At 69.9% G+C, this 19,836-nt stretch carries 21 protein-coding genes and 1 tRNA gene; 16 read left to right on the plus strand and 6 right to left on the minus strand.

Going from position 1 to position 19,836, the window contains the following annotated elements:
- Positions 1-90: 90 nt before the first annotated feature.
- From AC0QTQ_RS11760 to hemP, 7 genes are all read left to right on the plus strand, one after another.
- Entirely contained in the window at positions 91-1,788 is a 1,698-nt protein-coding gene (locus AC0QTQ_RS11760; protein WP_480256734.1) for an ABC transporter ATP-binding protein/permease, read from the plus strand.
- Positions 1,785-3,464 carry a thiol reductant ABC exporter subunit CydC gene (cydC, locus tag AC0QTQ_RS11765; protein ID WP_480256735.1) on the plus strand — a complete coding sequence of 560 codons (1,680 nt, stop codon included), beginning with the start codon at positions 1,785-1,787 and terminating at the stop codon, positions 3,462-3,464. The genes AC0QTQ_RS11760 and cydC overlap by 4 nt, the downstream gene beginning before the upstream one ends.
- A 186-nt stretch (positions 3,465-3,650) precedes the next feature.
- A complete protein-coding gene (locus AC0QTQ_RS11770) occupies positions 3,651-5,255 on the plus strand; it encodes a cytochrome ubiquinol oxidase subunit I (RefSeq protein WP_480256736.1) in 1,605 nt (534 codons plus the stop codon).
- Between the two features lie 6 nt (positions 5,256-5,261).
- The gene (cydB, locus tag AC0QTQ_RS11775; RefSeq protein WP_480256737.1) at positions 5,262-6,419 is read left to right on the plus strand and encodes a cytochrome d ubiquinol oxidase subunit II; all 1,158 of its coding nucleotides are present in this window, start codon (positions 5,262-5,264) and stop codon (positions 6,417-6,419) included.
- A gap of 15 nt (positions 6,420-6,434) precedes the next feature.
- On the plus strand, positions 6,435-6,557 hold the full coding sequence (gene cydX, locus AC0QTQ_RS11780) for a cytochrome bd-I oxidase subunit CydX (protein WP_113901665.1): 123 nt from the start codon (positions 6,435-6,437) through the stop codon (positions 6,555-6,557).
- 210 nt (positions 6,558-6,767) lie between these two features.
- Complete coding sequence (locus tag AC0QTQ_RS11785) at positions 6,768-6,920, plus strand: hypothetical protein (RefSeq protein WP_164880121.1); 153 nt, start codon at positions 6,768-6,770, stop codon at positions 6,918-6,920.
- 9 nt (positions 6,921-6,929) lie between these two features.
- Complete coding sequence (gene hemP, locus AC0QTQ_RS11790; RefSeq protein ID WP_480259224.1) at positions 6,930-7,088, plus strand: hemin uptake protein HemP; 159 nt, start codon at positions 6,930-6,932, stop codon at positions 7,086-7,088.
- A 57-nt stretch (positions 7,089-7,145) separates the two neighbouring features.
- Here the strand turns inward: hemP and AC0QTQ_RS11795 are convergent, their stop codons facing one another.
- Positions 7,146-7,415 carry a DksA/TraR family C4-type zinc finger protein gene (locus tag AC0QTQ_RS11795; RefSeq protein ID WP_480256738.1) on the minus strand — a complete coding sequence of 90 codons (270 nt, stop codon included), beginning with the start codon at positions 7,413-7,415 and terminating at the stop codon, positions 7,146-7,148.
- A gap of 86 nt (positions 7,416-7,501) precedes the next feature.
- Positions 7,502-7,575: transfer RNA gene (locus AC0QTQ_RS11800), tRNA-Gly, on the minus strand.
- Positions 7,576-8,396: 821 nt separating this feature from the next.
- On the opposite strand from AC0QTQ_RS11800, the gene AC0QTQ_RS11805 reads away from it, so the two are divergent.
- From AC0QTQ_RS11805 to ybaK, 4 genes are read left to right on the plus strand one after another with little or no spacing between them, the layout of a single operon-like run.
- Complete coding sequence (locus AC0QTQ_RS11805) at positions 8,397-10,244, plus strand: heavy metal translocating P-type ATPase (RefSeq protein ID WP_480256739.1); 1,848 nt, start codon at positions 8,397-8,399, stop codon at positions 10,242-10,244.
- A gap of 9 nt (positions 10,245-10,253) precedes the next feature.
- Complete coding sequence (locus AC0QTQ_RS11810) at positions 10,254-10,613, plus strand: YigZ family protein (protein ID WP_121533345.1); 360 nt, start codon at positions 10,254-10,256, stop codon at positions 10,611-10,613.
- Complete coding sequence (locus AC0QTQ_RS11815) at positions 10,610-10,972, plus strand: DUF4186 domain-containing protein (protein WP_480256740.1); 363 nt, start codon at positions 10,610-10,612, stop codon at positions 10,970-10,972. Before AC0QTQ_RS11810 ends, AC0QTQ_RS11815 begins: the two co-directional genes overlap by 4 nt.
- Positions 10,969-11,451 carry a Cys-tRNA(Pro) deacylase gene (gene ybaK / locus AC0QTQ_RS11820; protein WP_113901659.1) on the plus strand — a complete coding sequence of 161 codons (483 nt, stop codon included), beginning with the start codon at positions 10,969-10,971 and terminating at the stop codon, positions 11,449-11,451. Before AC0QTQ_RS11815 ends, ybaK begins: the two co-directional genes overlap by 4 nt.
- A 2-nt stretch (positions 11,452-11,453) precedes the next feature.
- On the opposite strand, the gene AC0QTQ_RS11825 is transcribed toward ybaK, so the two are convergent.
- Positions 11,454-13,058: an ATP-dependent nuclease gene (locus tag AC0QTQ_RS11825; protein ID WP_480256741.1), complete on the minus strand. Its 1,605-nt coding sequence runs from the start codon at positions 13,056-13,058 to the stop codon at positions 11,454-11,456.
- 54 nt (positions 13,059-13,112) lie between these two features.
- On the minus strand, positions 13,113-14,402 hold the full coding sequence (locus tag AC0QTQ_RS11830; protein WP_480256742.1) for a DUF3422 family protein: 1,290 nt from the start codon (positions 14,400-14,402) through the stop codon (positions 13,113-13,115).
- Positions 14,403-14,617: 215 nt separating this feature from the next.
- On the opposite strand from AC0QTQ_RS11830, the gene AC0QTQ_RS11835 reads away from it, so the two are divergent.
- The 5 genes from AC0QTQ_RS11835 (at position 14,618) to AC0QTQ_RS11855 (ending at position 16,699) form a co-directional block, all read left to right on the plus strand.
- Complete coding sequence (locus tag AC0QTQ_RS11835) at positions 14,618-15,037, plus strand: EF-hand domain-containing protein (RefSeq protein ID WP_480256743.1); 420 nt, start codon at positions 14,618-14,620, stop codon at positions 15,035-15,037.
- A 33-nt stretch (positions 15,038-15,070) separates the two neighbouring features.
- Entirely contained in the window at positions 15,071-15,373 is a 303-nt protein-coding gene (locus AC0QTQ_RS11840) for a hypothetical protein (protein WP_480256744.1), read from the plus strand.
- Positions 15,374-15,441: 68 nt separating this feature from the next.
- Positions 15,442-16,011: an RNA polymerase sigma factor gene (locus AC0QTQ_RS11845; RefSeq protein WP_480256745.1), complete on the plus strand. Its 570-nt coding sequence runs from the start codon at positions 15,442-15,444 to the stop codon at positions 16,009-16,011.
- A complete protein-coding gene (locus AC0QTQ_RS11850) occupies positions 16,008-16,307 on the plus strand; it encodes a hypothetical protein (RefSeq protein ID WP_480256746.1) in 300 nt (99 codons plus the stop codon). Before AC0QTQ_RS11845 ends, AC0QTQ_RS11850 begins: the two co-directional genes overlap by 4 nt.
- Positions 16,307-16,699 carry a hypothetical protein gene (locus AC0QTQ_RS11855; RefSeq protein WP_480256747.1) on the plus strand — a complete coding sequence of 131 codons (393 nt, stop codon included), beginning with the start codon at positions 16,307-16,309 and terminating at the stop codon, positions 16,697-16,699. Before AC0QTQ_RS11850 ends, AC0QTQ_RS11855 begins: the two co-directional genes overlap by 1 nt.
- A 48-nt stretch (positions 16,700-16,747) precedes the next feature.
- Here AC0QTQ_RS11855 and AC0QTQ_RS11860 read toward each other — a convergent pair whose 3' ends face one another.
- Together AC0QTQ_RS11860 and AC0QTQ_RS11865 are read right to left on the minus strand one after the other, a co-directional pair.
- Complete coding sequence (locus tag AC0QTQ_RS11860; RefSeq protein ID WP_480256748.1) at positions 16,748-18,184, minus strand: NAD(P)(+) transhydrogenase (Re/Si-specific) subunit beta; 1,437 nt, start codon at positions 18,182-18,184, stop codon at positions 16,748-16,750.
- 18 nt (positions 18,185-18,202) lie between these two features.
- Positions 18,203-19,780: a Re/Si-specific NAD(P)(+) transhydrogenase subunit alpha gene (locus AC0QTQ_RS11865; RefSeq protein ID WP_121533325.1), complete on the minus strand. Its 1,578-nt coding sequence runs from the start codon at positions 19,778-19,780 to the stop codon at positions 18,203-18,205.
- Positions 19,781-19,836 lie beyond the last annotated feature (56 nt).

Raw genomic sequence — 19,836 nt, forward strand, 5'->3', positions numbered from 1 at the left:
CCCTCGCAGGAACGGGCAATCTTCGCCCCGCGCCTTGCCGAACCCGCCTCCGCGCCCCTAGCTCTGCCCGAAGGAAACGCGACCGAAGACATGCCCCAGACTGACGAACCGCCCGCCGCGAACCCCGGCCGCGCCGATGCCGCGCTGACCCGCCTTGCCGCCCCGGCCACGCCCGCACTGCGTCGTGCGGGCGCGCTTTCGGCGCTCGCGGAACTCCTCTGGGTGGCGCAGGCGGCAGTGGTCGCGCTGGCGCTTGGCGGGCTGGTCAGCGGCACCGAACGGCTGTCGCCACTGGCGGCGGCGGCGGGGTTCCTCGCGCTCGCCGCGCTGCGCGCGCTGCTGGATGCCCGCGCCGGGGCGCTGGCACAGCGCGCGGCGACGGCGCTCGTCGAAAGCACTCGGCACCGGCTGATCGGCGCCGCCGCGCGGCAGGACGCCCGCGCCCGCAGCCCCGCCCCGGCCGAGCTTGCCAGCCTTGCCGCCGAGAAGGTCGCGATGCTTGCCCCCTGGGCCGCGCGCTACAGCCCGGCGATGGCACGGGTGCGGATCGTGCCGCTGGTCCTTCTGGCCCTCACCCTGCCCTTCAGCTGGGCCGCGGCGCTGGTGCTGCTGGTCGCCGGCCCGCTGATCCCGGTCTTCATGGCGCTCGTGGGCATGGCCGCGCGCGACGCCTCCGAGCGGCAGATGGCCGAAATCGGCACGCTCAACACCCTGCTCGTCGACCGCATCGCCGCGGTGGCCGATCTGCGGCTTCTGGGCGCCGAGGCGCGGGCCGGCGCCGACCTTGCCGCCGCCTCGGACGATCTGCGCACCCGCACGATGCGGGTGCTGGCGGTGGCGTTCCTGTCCTCGACGGTGCTCGAACTCTTCTCGGCGCTCGGCGTGGCGATGGTCGCGGTCTATGTCGGCTTCGCGCTGCTGGGCGAGCTGAATTTCGGCAGCTGGGGTGGGCTGTCGCCCGAGGCCGGGATCTTCCTGCTGATGATCGCGCCCGAGTTCTTCCAGCCGCTGCGCGATCTGGCCGCCGCCTGGCACGACCGCGCCTCGGCCCTTGCCGTCGCCGACGAGATCGAGGCGGCCGAGGCCGCGATCGCCGCCTCGGGCACGATCCTCGGGAACGGCGCGCCGGCCTCGGCGCTGCCGCCCGCCCCCTTCTCCTGGCGCGGGCTGGTGCTGTCGCCCGGCCCGGGGGCGGCGCTGCTCGGCCCGCCCGATGGCGCGGTGCAGCCCGGCGAGGCGCTGGCCATCGCCGGCCCCTCGGGGGTGGGCAAGACGACGCTCCTTGCCGCACTTGCCGGGTTGATCCGCCCCGAGGCGGGCGAGATCCGCTGGGGCGAGACCGTGCTTTCGGACAGCACCGCCGACGCGATCCGCGCCGGCATCGGCTGGCTGCCGCAGGCGCCGCGCTTCATCGACGCGCCGCTCGGCGAGGCGCTGATGCTGGGCCGCGCGGGCGACCTCGACGCGGCGCTGACCGCGGCACAGGCACAGGGCATCGTCGCGGCCCTGCCCGGCGGGCTTTCGGCGCGGCTTGGCGATCTCGGCGGTGGCGTCTCGGGCGGCGAGGCGCGGCGGCTGATGATCGCGCGTGCCCATGCCGCGAAGGCCAGCCTGATCCTTGCCGACGAGCCGACGGCCGACCTTGACCATGAAACGGCGCAGGCGGTGCTGGCGGGGCTTCTGGCCCTGCGCGCAACCGGCGCGGCGCTGATCGTGGCGAGCCACGACCCCGCGGTCCTGGCGGCGATGGACCGGGTCTTGCCGATGACGGCGGAGGGGAGCGCATGAGACCGCTACTGCACATCGCCCGCCGCCTGCTGAAGGCCGAGCCCGTGGCCTTCCTGCGCGGCCTGGCGCTTGGCATCACCGTGCTTGCCATGGGCGCGGCGCTTCTGGGCCTCTCTGGCTGGTTCGTCACCGCCGCCGCCGCCGCGGGCATCGCCGGCATCGGCATCGGCTTTGATTTCTTCCGCCCCTCGGCCGGGGTGCGGTTCCTTGCCCTTGGCCGCTCGGGCGCACGCTATGGCGAGCGGATGCTGACCCATGACGCGACGCTGCGCGCGCTCGCTGCGCTGCGGCTCGGCCTTTACGCCGGCATCACCCGCCTGCCCTTCGAGGCCCAGACCCGCCTGCGCGGCGCCGAGGCGCTGAACCGGCTGACCTCGGATGTCGACGCGCTCGACGGGCTGCTCTTGCGCCTTGTGCTGCCGGCGGTCTCGGCGGTCGCGGTGCAGGCGGGCGCCTTCGTCGCGCTGTGGGTCCTCGTCGCGCCGGCCGTCGCCTGGGGGGTGCTTCTGTCCTTTGGGCTGGGCGGCGGCGTGACGCTTGTCTTCACCCTGCGCCATGCCAGCGCCCGGTCCGAGGCCACCGAGGCCGCGCTGCAATCGCTGCGCGCGCAGGCGCTCGACCTTGCCCAAAGCCGCGCCGATCTGGCCGTGGCCGGTGCCCTTGCCCGGCAGGAGGCGGGGCTTGCCGCCACGATCCACGCCGAGGCCCGCGCCCGCGACGGGCTCGAGACGACCGAGCGTCAGGGCGGTGCGGCGATCGCGCTGACCACGGGGCTTGCCGCCACCGTGGCGCTCGCCCTGGGCGGGCCGCTCGCCGCCGCCGGCACGATCAGCCCGGCGCGCGCCGCGATCGGCGTCTTCACCGCGCTCGCGCTTGGCGAAACGCTGTCGCTCTTGCGCCGGGGGCTCGCCGAGCTCGGCCGGATGCAGGCCGCGGGCGCCCGCGTCACCGCGCTCAGCGACACGCCGCCCCGCCCCACGCCCGCGGCCCCCGCGCCGCGCCCCGATCCGGCGGCGCCGCTTCTGCAGGTCACCGCCCTGCGCCATCACCGCGCGGGTGCCGCGCGCGACACCTTCGGCCCGCTCGATCTGAGCCTGTCGCGCGGCGAGATGGTGCTGCTCACCGGCCCCTCGGGCGCCGGCAAGTCGACGCTGCTCGCCACCCTTGCCGGGCTGATCGCGCCGACCGCGGGCGAAATCCGGCTGCTGGGCGCCCCCCTCGCCGCCTGGCCCGAGGCCGACCTGCGCGCGCATCTGACGCTGGTGCCGCAACGCTCGGCGCTCATCGCCGGCAGCGTCGCCGAGAACCTAGCCCTTGCCTTCCCCGCCGGCACCGTCCTGCCCGAGGCCGAGGCTTGGGCCGCACTCGAGGCCGTGGCGCTCGCCGATGTGCTGCGCGCGCGCGAGGGGCTGGCGACCCGCCTCGGCCCCGGCGGCGCGGGGCTGTCGGGCGGACAGGCGCGCCGCCTGGTCCTCGCCCGCGCCGCGCTGCGCCGCGCCGATGTGCTGCTTCTCGACGAGCCGACCGAGGGCCTCGACCCGGCCACCGCCGCCGCGATGCTGTCGGGCCTGCGCGCCTTCGCGCCCGAGTCGGGGTTCCTGGTTGTCAGCCACCGCAACGCCGATGCGGGGGCGGCGACTCGCTCCGTCTCGCTGGCATTTCCCGGTCACGCCTGAGGCATACTGTCCCACCTGCCGCGGAGTCGCGGAAATCCGCAGGGCTGCGACCTTACGTCTCTTTGATCCCGGTCAAGGAGAGGGAAAGGAATGCCCGCATATGATGCATCCGCGGGAAATGTTTCGCCCGCATGCATCTTTCGCGGAGGCTTCCCCCCGCGACAGGCAAGGAATGGGAGACGACGGATGGATTTTGGTATTGTGGAGCTGTCGCGACTTCAGTTTGCGATGACGGCTCTGTATCACTTCCTCTTCGTGCCGCTGACGCTGGGATTGTCGATCCTGGTTGCGATCATGGAGACGGTCTATGTGATGACCGGGCGGCCGATCTGGCGGCAGATGACGAAGTTCTGGGCGACGCTGTTCGGCATCAACTTCGTGCTCGGCGTGGCGACGGGCATCACCATGGAATTCCAGTTCGGCATGAACTGGAGCTATTACAGCCATTATGTCGGCGACATCTTCGGCGCGCCGCTCGCCATCGAGGGGCTGATGGCCTTCTTCATGGAGGCGACCTTCGTCGGGCTGATGTTCTTCGGCTGGGACAAGCTTTCCCGCGTCGGCCATCTCACCGTCACCTGGCTCGTCGCGATCGGCTCGAACTTCTCGGCGCTGTGGATCCTGATCGCCAATGGCTGGATGCAGAACCCGGTGGGCGCCGAGTTCAACCCGATGACCATGCGCATGGAGATGACCTCCTTCTTCGAGGTGCTGTTCAACGAGGTCGCGCAGGCGAAATTCGTCCATACCGTCTCGGCGGGCTATGTCACCGCCTCGATCTTCGTGCTTGGCGTCTCGGCCTGGTACATGCTGAAGGGGCGCCATCTGGAGCTTGCCCGCCGCTCGATCGCGGTGGCGGCGGCCTTCGGTCTCGCCTCGTCCTTCTCGGTGGTCATCCTCGGTGACGAGTCGGGTTACAACGCCTCGCTGAACCAGAAGATGAAGCTCGCCGCGATCGAGGCGATGTGGGAAACCGAACCCGCCCCCGCCTCCTTCACCCTCTTCGGCATCCCCGACCAGGCGGCGCGCGAGACCCATTACGCGGTCAAGATCCCCTTCGCGATGGGGCTTCTCGGCACCCGCTCGCTGACCGAGGAAATCCCCGGCATCGACCAGCTGGTGAGCCAGGCCGAGACCCGCGTGCGCTCGGGCATCCTCGCCTATGACGCGCTGATGCAGATCCGCGCGGCGAAGGGCAATGTCACGCCCGAGGAGACCGCCGCCTTCGAGGAACACTCGAAGGATCTGGGCTTTGCGTTCCTGCTCAAGCGCTATGTCGACGACCCGCGTCAGGCGACCGAGGCGCAGATCGTGCAGGCCGCGAATGACACCGTGCCCACGGTCTGGCCGATCTTCTGGTCGTTCCGGATCATGGTGGCGCTCGGCTTCTCCTTCATCGCGGTTCTGGGCTATTTCTTCGTGGTCTCGAACTTCAAGGGGATGCGCTATCCCCGCTGGGCGCTGCGGCTGGCCGTCATCGTCATCCCCGCGCCCTGGATCGCCGCCGAGCTCGGCTGGTTCACCGCCGAATTCGGCCGCCAGCCCTGGACGGTCGACGGCGTGCTGCCGACCGCGCTCTCGGTCAGCCATCTCTCGGTCGCTGATCTCGCGATCACCCTTGCGGGCTTCGTGCTCTTCTACACCGTGCTCTTCATCATCGAGATGGGGCTGATGGTGAAATACATCCGCAAGGGCCCCTATCAGGACGTCGCCGAGACCGAGGACTGGATGCGCCGCCACGAAGCGCGGCTGAAGACCTCGGACGATGCCGTCACCATGCCTGCGGAGTAAGACACCATGATTTTGCATGATCTGATCAGTCTCGATGTGCTGCGGGTGATCTGGTGGGGGCTCCTCGGCGTGCTGCTCATCGGCTTTGCCGCCACCGACGGCTTCGACATGGGCGTGGGGGCGCTGCTGCCCTTCGTCGCCAAGACCGATGACGAGCGCCGCGTCGTGATCAACACCGTCGGCCCGGTCTGGGAAGGCAACCAGGTATGGTTCATCCTCGGCGGCGGCGCGATCTTCGCCGCCTGGCCGCCGCTCTATGCGGTCAGCTTCTCGGGCTTTTACCTCGCGATGTTCGCCGTTCTGGCGGCGCTGATCCTGCGCCCGGTGGGCTTCAAGTACCGCTCGAAGCGCGAGGGCCATGCCTGGCGCAACGGCTGGGACTGGGCGCTCTTCGTCGGCGGCGCGGTGCCGGCGCTGATCTTCGGCGTCGCCGTCGGCAATGTGCTGCAGGGCGTGCCGTTCCAGATCACCGAGGATCTGATGCCGCTCTACCCGGGCGCCTTCTATGCGAAGTTCCTCGGGTTGCTGAACCCCTTCGCGCTGCTCGCGGGTGTGGTCTCGCTGACCATGCTGCTGCTGCATGGCGCGGGCTGGCTGACGCTGAAGACCGAGGGCGCGGTGCAGCGCCGCGCGATCGCGATCGGCTCGGTCGCGGGCATCGTGGCGATCCTCGCCTATGCGCTCGCCGGCGTCTGGCTGGCTTACGGCATCCCGGGCTATGCGCTCACCTCCGAGGTCGCGGCGAACGGGCCCTCGAACCCGCTGCTGAGCACCGTCGCGCATCAGGGCTCCTGGCTTGCGGCCTATGCGCTGCGGCCCTGGATCGCGATCGCCCCGGGTCTGGGCATCGCCGGCATGGCGCTGGCGATCGTCGCGATGCGCAAGGCAAGCGGTGCGGCGCTGATCTTCTCGGGACTGGCGATCCTTGGCGTGATCGCCTCGGTCGGGCTGACGATGTTCCCCTTCATCCTGCCCTCCTCGATCCAGCCCGACGCCTCGCTCACCGTCTGGGACGCCTCCTCCTCGCATCAGACGCTGTTCGTGATGCTGGTCGTCTCGGTGATCTTCGTGCCGATCATCCTTGCCTACACCGCCTGGGTCTACAAGGTCCTCTGGGGCAAGGTCACCGTCGCCGAAGTCACTGAAAACAAGAACGCCTACTGAGAAAGGACGCATCCCATGTGGTACTTCGCCTGGATCCTCGGCCTCCCCCTCGCTGCCCTCATCGCCGTCGCAAACGCCATGTGGCTCGAAATGCTCAACGATCGGAAGATCGCCGGGGAGCACGATCCGAAGCCCTGAGGCAACCCCTCCCGAGACCGGCCCCCTTCGTCCAGTTTGGGGGCCGACCAGGGGCCGTCCCGGTATCAGCCGCCGGGGCGGCCCCGCTTTCTTCCGGGGGAGCGTCCGGCGCGGCGGAGATAATCCGAGTAAAAGAATCAGTCTTTACAAATCCGATCTTTTCACTCAGGTTATCCCCACCAGGAACCGAAGCGAACAGGATACCCGGACATGAAACGCTCCCTCCATCCCGGCCCCGACGCGCGGGGCGCCCGCCGCTCTGACCCGCCCTTCAGCCTGCGCGACCTCGTCGAGGCGATCTGCACCGGCGTCGCCCCCGCCCAGGGGATCGAGATGATGCTCGACCGCATCGAGAGGGGCTGAGGAATGACGATGTCGCAAAGCTTTACCGCGCAGGATTACCTCCCCGCGCTGCCGCTGCATGATGCGCGCGTGCTGACCGAGGGCGGCTCGCTCGCCAGCATCCTGCTGGACGGTCAGGTCTATATGCTGCGCATCACCAAGGCTGGCAAGCTGATCCTGACGAAGTAGTCCCCGTCAGAGATCCCTTCCTTCGTCGCGACTGGGGCCGGCCTGCCGGCCCCCTTTTCATTTCAGCTGGCTGTCCTTCGAGCCGCGCCGGTTGATGCCGCCGCGCAGCTGCGGCCGGGCGTCGCGCGCCTTCTGGCAGTCGATGCAGAGCTTGACGCCGGGGATCGCGACGCGCCGCGCCTCGGGGATCGGTTCGTCGCATTCGACACAGACTTCCGCGCTCTCGCCCATCGGAGCGCGCCGCGCCTGCAGGCGCTTGAGCTCGTCCTCGATCGAGGCGTCGATCTGTTCGTTCACCGCGCCGTCGCGCGCCCAGCCACCGGCCATGCCGCATCCCTCCTGCCAGACCGTCAAGCTAGGCAGCAAAACGCCGCCCGTCAAAGGGGCGGCGACAACCAGAGGGGAAATTTTTCTGGAGCGGGCGGCGGGAATCGAACCCGCGTCATTAGCTTGGAAGGCTAAGGTCTTACCATTACACAACGCCCGCGCCGGTGCGCAATCTGTGCCCGGACCTGATACAGGCACCGGGCGCGTCGTGCAAGCGCCGCGTGACGGGCTCGGCGCTTGCGCCGGTCGAACCACGGATCGGCCGGTTCCACGAAGCCGGTCGGCGCATCCTGCTCGCCCCGGCGCCAGACCGTCGCCTGCTGCGGAGGGATCGTCGCGTCGCGCCCCGTCGCGAAGCTCTGCACGCCGGAAAGCCCCGTCCGTCTCCGGTGATACCAGCCGTCGCAGAAGGCGCCGGGGCCCGAGAGCTTGCGCGGCAAGGCGAAGGTCGAATGTCGGTGGTACCGATCGAGCCTGGCCGCCGGCCCGGGCCGTCCGCCCCCAGTCCCGGATCTCCTCGGCGTCGGTCGCGGCCACCGCGGCGCGGCGATCGACGAAGCGGTTCGCCCAGGGGGGCGAGCGCCGGCGGCGGCATCGCATGGTCCGGCTGCAGACCCGGATCCGGGGTGAAATTCGGCGCCCGTGGTAGGGTGTGGCAGGTCTGGCAACGGTTGTGCACGGCGCCCTGTGCATCCTCGGTCTTCGTGTCGCACGGCGGCGGGAGAGAGGCGGCCCTGTCCGCAAGCCCCCTCGCCGTCAGATCGCGCGCATGGGCCGGCGCAGCGGTGGCAAGAAGGGCAAGCGGGGTCAGGCGCCGCATCGGTCGATCCTTTTCGGCAGGCAGGAGGAACGCAGACGGGCGCGCGCGATGTGACACACCCGCCTTCCCTGGTGCCACCCGCACCCGGGGAGCGACGGTGCGCCCCGTTGACGGCGCCGCGGCGCGGGATAGTGTGGCCCCCGGCAACCTCGGAGGCAGCCATGAGCAGAACCGGCACCGCGCTTCTCTCCCTTGCGATCGTCGGGCTCGCTCTGGGGCTCGGGTTGCGTTTCGCGGGGCTGTCCCCCGCCGCGCAGATCGTCTGGACGCTCGGCACCCTGCCCGTCCTTGCCGCCCTGCTGATCGAGATCGTGCGGGCGCTGGCGCGCGGCGAGGTCGGGCTCGACATCGTCGCGGCGCTGTCGATGAGCGCGGCGCTCGCCTTCGGCGAGACCCTTGCCGCGCAGGTGGTGGCGGTGATGTATGCGGGCGGCACCTTCCTCGAGGCCTATGCCGAGGGGCGGGCGCGGGCCGACATGTCGGCGCTGCTCGCCCGCGTGCCGCGCGTCGCGCATCGCCACCGCGGCGACGGGCTCGAGGAGGTCGCACTTGACGCGCTCGTCCCCGGCGACCGCATCCTCGTGCGCCGCGGCGAGGTGACGCCGGTCGACGGCACGCTGGCCTCGGCGACGGCGCTGCTCGACACCTCGGCGCTGACCGGCGAGTCGCTGCCGGTGCGGATCGGCCCCGGCGCCTCGGTGATGAGCGGGGCGGCGAATGCGGGCGAGGCCTTCGACATGATCGCCACGCATCGCGCCGCCGAAAGCACCTATGCCGGCATCGTGCGGCTGGTCGAGGCGGCGGCCCGCGCCCGCGCGCCGATGGCGCGGATGGCCGATCGCGCCTCGCTCGGCTTTCTCGCCGTCACCCTGCTGATTGCGGGGGCCGCCTGGGGGCTGACCGGCGATCCGATCCGCGCCGTCGCGGTGCTGGTGATCGCCACCCCCTGCCCGCTGATCCTCGCCGTTCCGGTGGCGCTGGTCGCGGGGCTCAGCCGCGCCGCGCGCTTTGGCGTGCTGATCAAGGGCGCACAGGCGCTCGAGGCGCTGTCGCGGGTACGGGTGCTGATCCTCGACAAGACCGGCACCCTCACCGACGGCATGCCGAAGCTGACCGCGATCCTGACCGAGAGCATCGACGAGACCGAAGCGCTGCGCCTTGCCGCGGCGCTTGAACAGGCCTCGGGCCATCCGGTCGCGCAGGCGCTGGTGGCCGAGGCGCAGGGCCGCGGCCTGGCCCTGCCGGTGCCCGAGGCGGTGTGCGAGGCGCCCGGCGAGGGCCTGACCGGCCGGATCGAGGGGCATGCGGTCGCGATCGGCGGGCCGGGCTTCGTCGCCGCGGCGCTTGGCCAGCCCGCCCCCGACCTGCCGCCGGCCGAACCCGGCGCGCTGCGGGTGACGCTCGGCGTCGATGGCCGGATCGTCGCCCATCTGACCCTCGCCGACCGGCTGCGCGAGGACACGCCCGGCTTCCTCGCCGCGGCGCGCCGCCTCGGCATCCGCCGCATCATCCTGGCGACCGGCGACCGGCCCGAGATCGCCGAGCGGGTCGCGGCGCCGCTGGGTCTTGATCTGGTCGAGGCGGCACTTGTGCCCGTGCAGAAGGTCGAGATCGTGCTGCGCGAGCGCGCCCGCGGGCCGGTGATGATGGTGGGCGACGGGGTGAACGACGCCCCGGCCCTCGCCGCCGCCGATGTCGGCGTGGCCATGGGCGCGCGCGGCGCCGCCGCCTCGGCCGAGGCGGCGCAGGTGGTGCTGCTCGTCGACCGGCTCGACCGGCTGCTGCCCGGCATCGAGGTCGCACAGCGCTCGATCGCCATCGCCTGGCAAAGCGTCGCGGTGGGGCTTGGGCTGAGCGTGCTTGGCATGATCGCCGCGGCCTTCGGGCTGATCTCGCCGATCGAGGGCGCGATCGCGCAGGAGGCGATCGACGTCGCGGTGATCCTGAACGCGCTGCGCGCCCTGGCGATCCGGCCGCGCGGCATTGCCCCCGCCGCCGAAGCGGCCTAAGCGGGGGCCATGCGCATCCTCGAGAACATCCTCACCGACCGCGGCTCGCGCTATGCCGTCTCGGGTGGCCCCTGCCGCACCGAGGCGGAGGCGCGCGCCTTCCTCACCGCGCTGAAGCGCAACAAGAAATTCGCCAAGGCCACGCATAACAGCTGGGGCCTGATCGGCGCCGAGGGGCCGGTGAAGAACGACGACGGCGAAGCGGGCGCCGGCATGGTGATCTTGCGGATGCTGGAGCGCGAAGGGGTGACAGACGAGATCGTCGTCGTCACCCGCTGGTTCGGCGGCAAGCATCTGGGCGGCGACCGCTTCCGCCATGTGCAGGAGGCGGTGCGGATCTACATCGACGCGCTGCGCGCCGGGGCATGAACGCCGAAGCCGAGATGCTGGCCCGCCTCGCGCACTCGAAATTCCGCGCGCGCTTTCACCTCGGCCCGCGCGAGCGTGCCTATGCCGAGACGAAGGGCCGCGCGGTGATCGCCTCGCATGGCGCCGATTTCATCGCGACGCGGCTGGCCCCCACCACCCCGCCAAACGACGGCAGGCAGACCCCGATGCGCGGCCACCCGGTCTTCGTCGCCCAGCACGCCACCGCCACCTGCTGCCGCGGCTGTCTGGCGAAATGGCACGGCATTCCGGCCGGCACGGCCTTGACCTCGGCCGAACAGGACCGGATCCTGCGCCTGATCCTTGCCTGGATCGACCGCGAGATGGACCACGGACAATGAGCACGCAAACCCCCTCGACACAGGCACTGAAGCGCGCGGGCGTCGATTTCGACATCCGCGAATACGACTATCCGCACGACCACGGCCACGAGCGCATCGCACTTCAGGCGGCCGAGGCGATCGGCGCGGACCCGGCGCGGGTGCTCAAGACGCTGATGGTCGAGGTCGACGGCAAGCCCGCCTGCGCGGTGATCCCCTCGGACCGGACGCTGTCGATGAAGCGCGTGGCCACGGCCTTCGGCGGCAAGGCGGCGCAGATGATGGACGCGGCGAAGGCCGAGCGCCTGACCGGCTTTCACACCGGCGGCATCAGCCCCTTCGGTCAGCGCAAGCGGGTGCCGGTGGCGATCGAGGCGGCGGTGATGGACTTCCCGACGGTGGTCATCAACGGCGGTAAGCGCGGCATGATGGTGATCCTTGCCCCCACCGACGCCCTGACCGCGGCAGGCGCCACCGCACAGCCGCTGATCGCCGACTGAGCTCAGATCAGCAGCGCCTCGACCCGCGCCGCGATCTGCACGAAGGGGGCCGGGAACGAGGCCCGCAAGGCCGCGATCATGTCGGCCCGCAGCTGTTCGGCCGGCAATTGCAGCGCCGCAGACAGCGCCCTGAATTCCTTGTGCTTGCCCGCATCAAGGCTGGTCAGAAGCAGCTCTCTCAGCTCGGCCTCGCTCGCCACACCCCAGCGGCCGGCGGGCGTGACCTCCCCCAACACCTCCGCCAGTTCACATTGAGCGATCGCCTGCTCGAACAGCCATTTCTCGGGCCAGTGCTCGCCGGGCAGGAAATCGAGATGATCCCGCGCCCAGTCCCGAATCTTCGCCTGTTCCGCCGCAACCGAATGGACGCCGTCGCATTGCCTCGCCACGCCCGAGCAGAAGCTGTCCGCGGTGTTGCGCCGATCGCCATCTGGCAGGCACAGGCATTGCCCGCGCCCCTCGAGAAAGCGCGCCGCCATCACCCGTTGCAGGCTGCTGTGCGAGCCGATCGGCAGGATCCTCACCCGCTCCCGCTGCGCGAGGCTGAGGCTTGCCTGAACGATCGCCTCGGCCACCTCGTCCTCGACGAGGATGTCGAGCTTACGCGGATCGCTGCGCCCCATCCGGCCGCAGGCATAATCGGCCGAGATCCCGGGAAAGACCCGCGTGTCCTCCCCCACGGTCTCGATGAACACCCTCCCCTCGGGCGGCAGCGCTGCGAGGATCTCGTAGGCATGGGTGGTGCAGATCACCTGACACTTGCGTTCAAGACACAGCGTTTTCAGCACCTCGATCAGCCGTTGCTGGGCGCGCTCGTGCAGGCCCAGCTCGATCTCGTCGATGACGAGCAGGCAGCCCGGCCCGGCGGCGAAAAGCGTGATGAGGATCTCGAACACCGCGCTTTCCCCGGCCCCCATGTTGAAGCCCGAATAGCGCAGCGCCCCCGACTGCACCCGCGGCAGGGTGTAGCGGCGATGTTCGAGGCTTTCGAAGGCGTCGTAATGCTTGCCGAGGATCCGCCCCGCGAGTTCGGCAATGCGGGCGCTGTCCGCGGCGGCGACGCCCGGCGGCCGGAAGCTGGCGCGATAGGACTTGTGCGTGCTGCGCTCGTAATAGGGCACGACCCGCTGCACGCCGAAATAGATGACGTTGCGATCGACCCGGCGATCATAGTTGTTCCACTTGCCGCCCTCTCGCTTGCGTCGGGTCTGCTTGTAAATGGCCGGCACAAATCGACGAGGTCGACTAAGGATGCGGCGATATCCAGACAGAAAATCGTAGGTTATCTCCACGCCCTCCGGCCCGATCTCACCGGCGGACTGCACGAAGAAATCGCTGAAGGTATAGTAGTTCACCTTTCGACTTGGCGGGCGAAAACCGTCGGCAGCATTGTGAAAGGCACAGGCCGCCATCGCGAGCAGCGTCGACTTGCCCGATCCGTTCGCCCCGGCGATGGCGAGGATCGGATAGCCGATCTCCAGCCGGAACGGCGCCAGCCCGCGCATCCGGCCGCGCGCCAGCTCGATCGCGACCAGCGACTGCCGCGTGTTGTCGTTGGCGAACCAGTTCAGGTTCTGCTGATCAATCTCTGAAAGAACATATGGCATGACGCCTCCCGCAATGCGGGAAGTATCGGCAGCAAACCGTGTCCCCGCAAGGGCCTAGTGCCCGCCAAAGCCCTTGCGGATGCGGCGCACCATCAGCCAGACGCCGATGATGACAAGCGGCGTCAGACCGGCCACGGCCATCTCCTTCGACACGCCGTAATGCTTGGCCAGCGGATAGCTCAGATAGCCCGCAAGGCTGACCGCGTAATAGCTGATCGCCACCACCGACAGCCCCTCGACCGTGTGTTGCAACTGCAGCTGCACGTCGGCGCGCCGGTCCATGCTTTCCAGAAGCTTCTGGTTCTGCCCCTGGCGCTCGACCTCGACCCGGGTGCGCAGCAATTCGCCCGCGCGCTCGGCCCGCTCGATCATCGCGTTCAGCCGCGCCTCGGCCGATTTCACCGTGCGCATCGCCGGATCATAGCGGCGCAGCATGAATTCCGAGAATTTCTGCCGCCCCTCGAAGCGGCTCTCGCGCAGCACCATCACCCGTTCCTTGACGATCGCCTCATAGGCCCCCGTCGCACCGAAGCGGAAGGAATGGGCGACGGCGAGCCCCTCGAGCTCGGCCGAGATCGCCAGCAGCCGGTCGAGCTGCTCCTCGGCGGGGTGGCTGTCGTCGCTCATCCCCTCGACCAGCGCCTCGAGCTCGGGGTCGAGCGCGTTGAGCCGCTGCGTCAGGCTGCGCGCCCGGCCAAGGCCCAGCATCGACATCGCGCGATAGGTCTCGAGCTCGCAGATCCGCTGCACGACGCGGCCGATCCGCCCGGGCCCGGTGCCCGGCCGCACGAAGACGGCAAAGCGCATCTGCCCGTTCGCGTCGATGCGGAAGTCGGTCGCCACCGCCGCGGCCCCGTCGAGCACCCAGGCACAGACCATGCTTTCGTGCACGAACCAGTCGTCGAGCGCGGGCATGATCGCATCCGGGTCCTCGGGCAGGAACTCGATGCGGATCATCACCGCGGCGATGCGCTTGCCCGGCGCCTGCGCCAGCCAGTCGGCCGGGAAGACCTCGGTGTCGTTCGGGTCGAAGGGCCGCGCGGCGACACCCGGCGCATGGGCGAGATAGGTCACGAACTCGGTGTGGCTTTCCCATTTCAGGGTATAGCGGCCGATCTCGCCGGTGTGGTGGGTGACATCGGCGGGCGGCAGCGGCGCGCCGTTGCGCTCGAGCAACGCGCACAGATGCGCGTGATCGCGCGTGCGGTCGCGGTTCGCGGCATCGCGCGGTTCCTTCACCGCGGCATAGACCACATGGGCCGGCGCCGCGATGCGCGGAAAGGGGCGCGCATGCAGCTCGTTCACCAGCGCATAGCGCAGCGGATGGTCGTCGATCGGGGTCATGCTGCCTCCGGTGCGGTCAGGGCCGAGGCTTTCCCCCTTACCGCGAATCTCCCCACACGCAAAGAAAAAATGCCGCGATACCAGATGTTTATCGGCATGCAACGGTATGCAGCCCATGACCGACGACGCCGCGGCACGAAAAAAACGCGCGGCGAGCGTAGGGGTTGGCGGCGCGGCACGTATCCTCTTGCACGACACCGAAAGGGAGACCCGAGATGAAACCTGCCCTGCCCCTGATCGCGCTTGCCACGGCGCTTGGCCCGGCGCTGGCCTGCGCCGCAGGCGCCACCAGCCCGGGCTTTGCCGCGCTCGACCGCGACGGCAACGGCGCGATCAGCCGCGCCGAGTTCCTCGAGCTGCGCAAGGCGATGTTCGCGCGCATCGACACCGACAATTCGGGCACGATCACCCGCGCCGAGATCGACGCCGCCCGGGCGAAGCTGCCGCAAGGCAGCAGCCGCCGCGGCGAGGACCGGCTCTGGGCGCAGGATACGAACCGCGACGGCAAGCTGACGCTCGCCGAATACACCGCCCAGACCCGCGGCTTCGACATGGCCGACCGCAATGGCGACGGCGTGCTGAGCCCGGCCGAATTCGAGCGCGTCGCGCGCTTCCTCGGCCAGCTGCCGCGCTGATACCGCCCCCCACCTCCGTCGAAAGGACAGATCATGAAACGTCTTGCCACCCCCCTTCTCGCCCTTGCCCTCGTGCTGCCCGCCACCGCGCAGGCGCACAGCGTCACCGTGACCGGCGCGAATGGCGGCACGATCCAGCGCGACCGCGACTGCAGCCGGTCCTCGGGCACGGCGCGCTGCACCGTCAGCGGCACCGCGACCGGCCCGAACGGGCAGATCGCGACGCGCGAGCGGGTGCGCACCACCACCGCCGGCAGCTCGAGCACCACGGTCACCGGCACCGGGCCGCAGGGCAGCACCACCTATCGTGCGCGCCGCATCATCGTGACGCGCTGAGGGGATGCGCCCGCCCCGCCCCGCGGCTAGGCTGCGGCGGGCGGGGCGCAGGGGGCGCGCAGGCGGCAATGGAACGAGGCGAGGAAGCACAGGCACTGATGGCGGCGCTCGCGCGCGGCGAGCGGGCGGCGCTTGCGCGCCTGATCGCCCTTTACGGACCCGGGGTGCAGCGCTTCATCGCGGCCCAGCTCGGCTCGCGCACCGAGGCCGAGGATATCGCGCAGGAGGTCTTTCTGCGGGTCTGGGCGCAGGCGGGTCGCTATGACCCGGCACGGGGCGCGGTCAGCAGCTGGATCTGGCGCATCGCGCTGAACCTGTGCATCGACCGGCGCCGGCGGCTTGGCTGGCGGCGCTTCCTCGGCCTCGAGGCGGCGCCCGAGACGGCGGACGAGGCGCCCGATGCCGAGGCGGTGCTCGACGGCCGGCAACGGCTCGCGCAGACCCGCGCGGCGCTCGCCCGCCTGCCCGAACGGCAACGCGCGGCGCTTTTGCTGCGCGCGACCGGCGGGCTCGCCACGGCCGAGATCGCGGCCGCGCTCGGGGTCAGCCCGGGGGCGGCGGAACAGCTTCTGGTGCGGGGCCGCGCGGGGTTGCGCGCGCAGCTCGGCCCCGGATCCGGGGAGGAGGAGAAAGGATGACGCAGATGGATGACGACGACCTCGATCGCGACCTGTCGGCGCTGATGGCCGAAGAGGCCGCGGATGCGGCGGCGCTCTCGCGCCGGGTGCTGACCCGGCTCGCGACGCCCGCGCCCGCGGGCGCCGCGGGGCTTGCCGAGGTGCTGGCCCTGCCCGGCCCGGCGCTTGGTCTCTTCGGCGGGATGATGGCGGCGGCGATGGCGCTTGGCTATCTGCTGCTGCCGGTGATGGGCGGCGAGGGCTGGGTCACGCTCGGCCTCTTCGGCGATGTTCTGGCCGTGACGGGAGGGTTCTGATGACACTCAAACGCGACAAGGGGCGGATCGTGCTGATTGCGGTTCTGGCGGTCTCGCTTCTGGGCAATGCGCTGGCGGCGGGCGCGGTGCTGCGCTTTCGCGCGCTGCAGAGCGAGCTGCTCGGCCCCGCGGCGGAGCAGGCGCTTTTCCCGCGCGCGGTGCGGCGCGACCTGCGTGCGGCGCTGCGCGAGAATGCCGAGACCCTGCGCCCGGCCCTGCACCGGCTGGCCGAGGATCGCGCCGCGGTCGTCGCGGCAAGCACGGCGCAGCCCTTCGACCGTGCCGCGCTCGATGCCGCGATGGTCGCGATGCGCGCCCAGCTCGACACTACGCTCGGCGCAGTGCAACAGGTGATCGGCGACCGGCTTGAAGCCCGCGCAAGGGGCCAATAGCAAAAGGCCCCGCCGAAGCGGGGCCTTTCATCACGGTGCGGGTGCCGTTCAGCGCAGCAGATGCAGCAGCTCTTCGATCGACTTCTTCGCGTCGCCGTAGAACATCCGCGTGTTCTCCTTGTAGAACAGCGGGTTCTCGATGCCGGAATAGCCCGTGCCCTGGCCGCGCTTCGACACGAAGACCTGCTTCGCCTTCCACACTTCCAGCACCGGCATGCCGGCGATCGGCGAGTTCGGGTCTTCCTGCGCCGCCGGGTTCACGATGTCGTTCGAGCCGATCACGATCGCCACGTCGGTTTCCGGGAAGTCGTCGTTGATCTCGTCCATCTCCATGACGATGTCGTAGGGCACCTTCGCCTCGGCCAGAAGCACGTTCATGTGCCCCGGCAGTCGACCCGCGACCGGGTGGATCGCGAAGCGGACGTTCTTGCCCTTGCTGCGCAGGATCGAGGTCAGCTCCGACACCGCCACCTGCGCCTGCGCCACGGCCATGCCATAGCCCGGCACGATGACCACGCTGTCGGCGTCGCTCAGCGCATCGGCCACGCCCTGCGCGTCGATCGCCACCTGCTCGCCGGTCACTTCCATCGCCGGGCCCGTCGCGCCGCCGAAGCCGCCGAGGATCACCGAGATGAACGAGCGGTTCATCGCCTTGCACATGATGTAGGACAGGATCGCGCCCGAGGACCCGACCAGCGCGCCGGTCACGATCAGCAGATCGTTGCCGAGCGAGAAGCCGATCGCCGCCGCGGCCCAGCCCGAATAGCTGTTCAGCATCGACACCACGACCGGCATGTCGGCGCCGCCGATGCCCATGATCAGGTGATAGCCGATGAAGAAGGCCAGCAGCGTCATCACGATCAGCGCCCAGGCCCCCGCGCCGTTCATGAAGGCGATGAGCATGGCGAGCGACAGCAGCGCGGCGCCCGCGTTCAGCATGTGGCCGCCCGGCAGCTTCTTCGCCTTGCCGTCGACCTTGCCGGCAAGCTTGCCGAAGGCGACGACCGAGCCGGTGAAGGTGACGGCGCCGATGAAGACGCCGAGGAACAGCTCGACGCGCAGGATGTTCAGCTCGACCGCCGACTTGTGCGCGACAAGCGCGGCAAAGCCGGTGAGCGCCTCGCGCGCGGCCGCATCCATGGCGCCGACCCGCGCCATCTCGAGATAGGCGTTATAGCCGATGAAGACGGCAGCGAGACCCACGAAGCTGTGCAGCGCCGCGACGAGCTGCGGCATCTCGGTCATCTCGACCGTCTTCGCCACATACCAGCCGAGCACCGCGCCACCCGCGAGCATCAGCGCGATCACCCAGCCATGGCCCATGCCCGGGCCGAAGACCGTGGCGATGACGGCGAGCGCCATGCCGGTGATGCCGTACCACACGGCGCGTTTCGCGCTCTCCTGCCCCGAGAGGCCACCGAGCGAGAGGATGAACAGAACGGCTGCAGCGATATAGGCAGCCTGAACGATACCGATGGAAAACATCTCAGTCCCTCCCCCCGATCACGATTTCTGGAACATGGCGAGCATCCGCCGGGTGACGAGGAAGCCGCCGACGATGTTGACCGTGGCGATCAGCACCGAAAGCGCGGCAAGGACGACGACCAGCCAGCTGCCCGAACCGACCTGCAGCAGCGCACCGAGGATGACGATGCCCGAGATCGCGTTCGTCACCGCCATCAGCGGCGTGTGCAGCGAATGCGACACGTTCCAGATCACCTGGAAGCCGACGAAGCAGCTCAGCGCGAAGACGACGAAATGCGACATGAACGAGGCCGGCGCGACCGAGCCCACGAGCAGCAGCAGCGCCGTGCCGATGGCCAGCAGCATCACCTGCTGCCGCGTCGCCTTGCGGAAGGCCTCCTTCTCGGCCGCCTTGCGCTCCTCGGGGGTTGGCTCCTTGGCCTTCTCCTTCGGCTTGTGCGCGGCGATCGCCTTGATCTTCGGCGGCGGCGGCGGGAAGGTCACCGCGCCCTCGAAGGCCACAGTGGCGCCGCGGATCACGTCGTCTTCCATGTTGTGGACGATGACGCCATCCTTGCCGGGCGTGAGATCGGTGATCATGTGGCGGATGTTGGTCGCGTAAAGCTGCGAGGCCTGCGTCGCCATCCGCGAGGGGAAGTCGTTGTAGCCGATGATCGTGACGCCGTTCTCCGAGACGATCTTCTCGCCCGGCACGGTCAGGTCACAGTTGCCGCCGCGTTCGGCCGCAAGGTCGACGACGACCGAGCCGCGCTTCATCGCGGCGACCATGTCGGCGAGCCACAGCTTCGGCGCGTCGCGGCCCGGGATCAGCGCCGTGGTGATGACGATGTCCATGTCGGGCGCAAGCTCGCGGAACTTCTTCAGCTGCGCTTCGCGGAACTCGGGGCTCGAGGGCGCGGCATAGCCGCCGGCCGCAGCGCCGTCCTGCGTCTTCTCCTCGAAGTCGAGGTAGACGAATTCGGCGCCCATCGATTCGATCTGCTCGGCCACTTCGGGACGGACGTCGAAGGCATAGGTGATCGCGCCAAGCGCGGTCGTCGTGCCGATCGCGGCCAGACCCGCGACGCCAGCGCCGACGATCAGCACCTTGGCCGGCGGCACCTTGCCCGCCGCCGTCACCTGCCCGGTGAAGAAGCGGCCGAAATTGTTCGCGGCCTCCATCACGGCGCGATAGCCCGCGATGTTCGCCATCGAGCTGAGCGCGTCCATCTTCTGCGCGCGCGAGATCCGCGGCACCATGTCCATCGCGATGAAGTTCGCGCCGGTTTCCTTCGCCAGTTCAAGGCGATCGGGGTGCTGGCCGGGGTAGAAGAACGAGATGACGGTCTGCCCCTTGCGCAGCCAGCCGTGTTCCTCGTCGGTGACCAGCGGGCGCACCTTGACGATGAAATCGACCTCGGCGAAGAGCTCCGCCACGGTCGGGATCACGGTGACCCCGGCCTTGCGATAGGCCTCGTCCGAGAAGCCGGCGGCGTCGCCCGCCCCAGCCTCGATGAAACAGGTATGCCCCAGTTTTTGCAGCTGCAGCGCGGAATCAGGGGTCATCGCGACGCGCGATTCCCCCTCGAACGTCTCTCTCGGAGCGCCGATCTTCACGTGTTTCTCTCCCATGATTGCCCCCGGACCAATTTCAGCCGGGGGACACAAACGTG

It is taken from the genome of Paenirhodobacter sp. YD-8 (assembly GCF_056590935.1).

What these genes read in the sequence shown, in the direction of transcription:
- AC0QTQ_RS11760 (WP_480256734.1), top strand. Translation starts at nt 91, where the DNA reads ATGCCCCAGACTGACGAACCGCCCGCCGCGAACCCCGGCCGCGCCGAT.
- cydC (WP_480256735.1), top strand. Translation starts at nt 1,785, where the DNA reads ATGAGACCGCTACTGCACATCGCCCGCCGCCTGCTGAAGGCCGAGCCC.
- hemP (WP_480259224.1), top strand. Translation starts at nt 6,930, where the DNA reads ATGTCGCAAAGCTTTACCGCGCAGGATTACCTCCCCGCGCTGCCGCTG.
- ybaK (WP_113901659.1), top strand. Translation starts at nt 10,969, where the DNA reads ATGAGCACGCAAACCCCCTCGACACAGGCACTGAAGCGCGCGGGCGTC.
- AC0QTQ_RS11835 (WP_480256743.1), top strand. Translation starts at nt 14,618, where the DNA reads ATGAAACCTGCCCTGCCCCTGATCGCGCTTGCCACGGCGCTTGGCCCG.
- AC0QTQ_RS11770 (WP_480256736.1), top strand. Translation starts at nt 3,651, where the DNA reads ATGGATTTTGGTATTGTGGAGCTGTCGCGACTTCAGTTTGCGATGACG.
- AC0QTQ_RS11805 (WP_480256739.1), top strand. Translation starts at nt 8,397, where the DNA reads ATGAGCAGAACCGGCACCGCGCTTCTCTCCCTTGCGATCGTCGGGCTC.
- AC0QTQ_RS11855 (WP_480256747.1), top strand. Translation starts at nt 16,307, where the DNA reads ATGACACTCAAACGCGACAAGGGGCGGATCGTGCTGATTGCGGTTCTG.
- cydX (WP_113901665.1), top strand. Translation starts at nt 6,435, where the DNA reads ATGTGGTACTTCGCCTGGATCCTCGGCCTCCCCCTCGCTGCCCTCATC.
- AC0QTQ_RS11810 (WP_121533345.1), top strand. Translation starts at nt 10,254, where the DNA reads ATGCGCATCCTCGAGAACATCCTCACCGACCGCGGCTCGCGCTATGCC.
- AC0QTQ_RS11845 (WP_480256745.1), top strand. Translation starts at nt 15,442, where the DNA reads ATGGAACGAGGCGAGGAAGCACAGGCACTGATGGCGGCGCTCGCGCGC.
- AC0QTQ_RS11830 (WP_480256742.1), bottom strand. Translation starts at nt 14,402, where the DNA reads ATGACCCCGATCGACGACCATCCGCTGCGCTATGCGCTGGTGAACGAG.
- AC0QTQ_RS11785 (WP_164880121.1), top strand. Translation starts at nt 6,768, where the DNA reads ATGAAACGCTCCCTCCATCCCGGCCCCGACGCGCGGGGCGCCCGCCGC.
- AC0QTQ_RS11840 (WP_480256744.1), top strand. Translation starts at nt 15,071, where the DNA reads ATGAAACGTCTTGCCACCCCCCTTCTCGCCCTTGCCCTCGTGCTGCCC.
- AC0QTQ_RS11850 (WP_480256746.1), top strand. Translation starts at nt 16,008, where the DNA reads ATGACGCAGATGGATGACGACGACCTCGATCGCGACCTGTCGGCGCTG.
- AC0QTQ_RS11795 (WP_480256738.1), bottom strand. Translation starts at nt 7,415, where the DNA reads ATGGCCGGTGGCTGGGCGCGCGACGGCGCGGTGAACGAACAGATCGAC.
- AC0QTQ_RS11825 (WP_480256741.1), bottom strand. Translation starts at nt 13,058, where the DNA reads ATGCCATATGTTCTTTCAGAGATTGATCAGCAGAACCTGAACTGGTTC.
- cydB (WP_480256737.1), top strand. Translation starts at nt 5,262, where the DNA reads ATGATTTTGCATGATCTGATCAGTCTCGATGTGCTGCGGGTGATCTGG.
- AC0QTQ_RS11815 (WP_480256740.1), top strand. Translation starts at nt 10,610, where the DNA reads ATGAACGCCGAAGCCGAGATGCTGGCCCGCCTCGCGCACTCGAAATTC.
- AC0QTQ_RS11860 (WP_480256748.1), bottom strand. Translation starts at nt 18,184, where the DNA reads ATGTTTTCCATCGGTATCGTTCAGGCTGCCTATATCGCTGCAGCCGTT.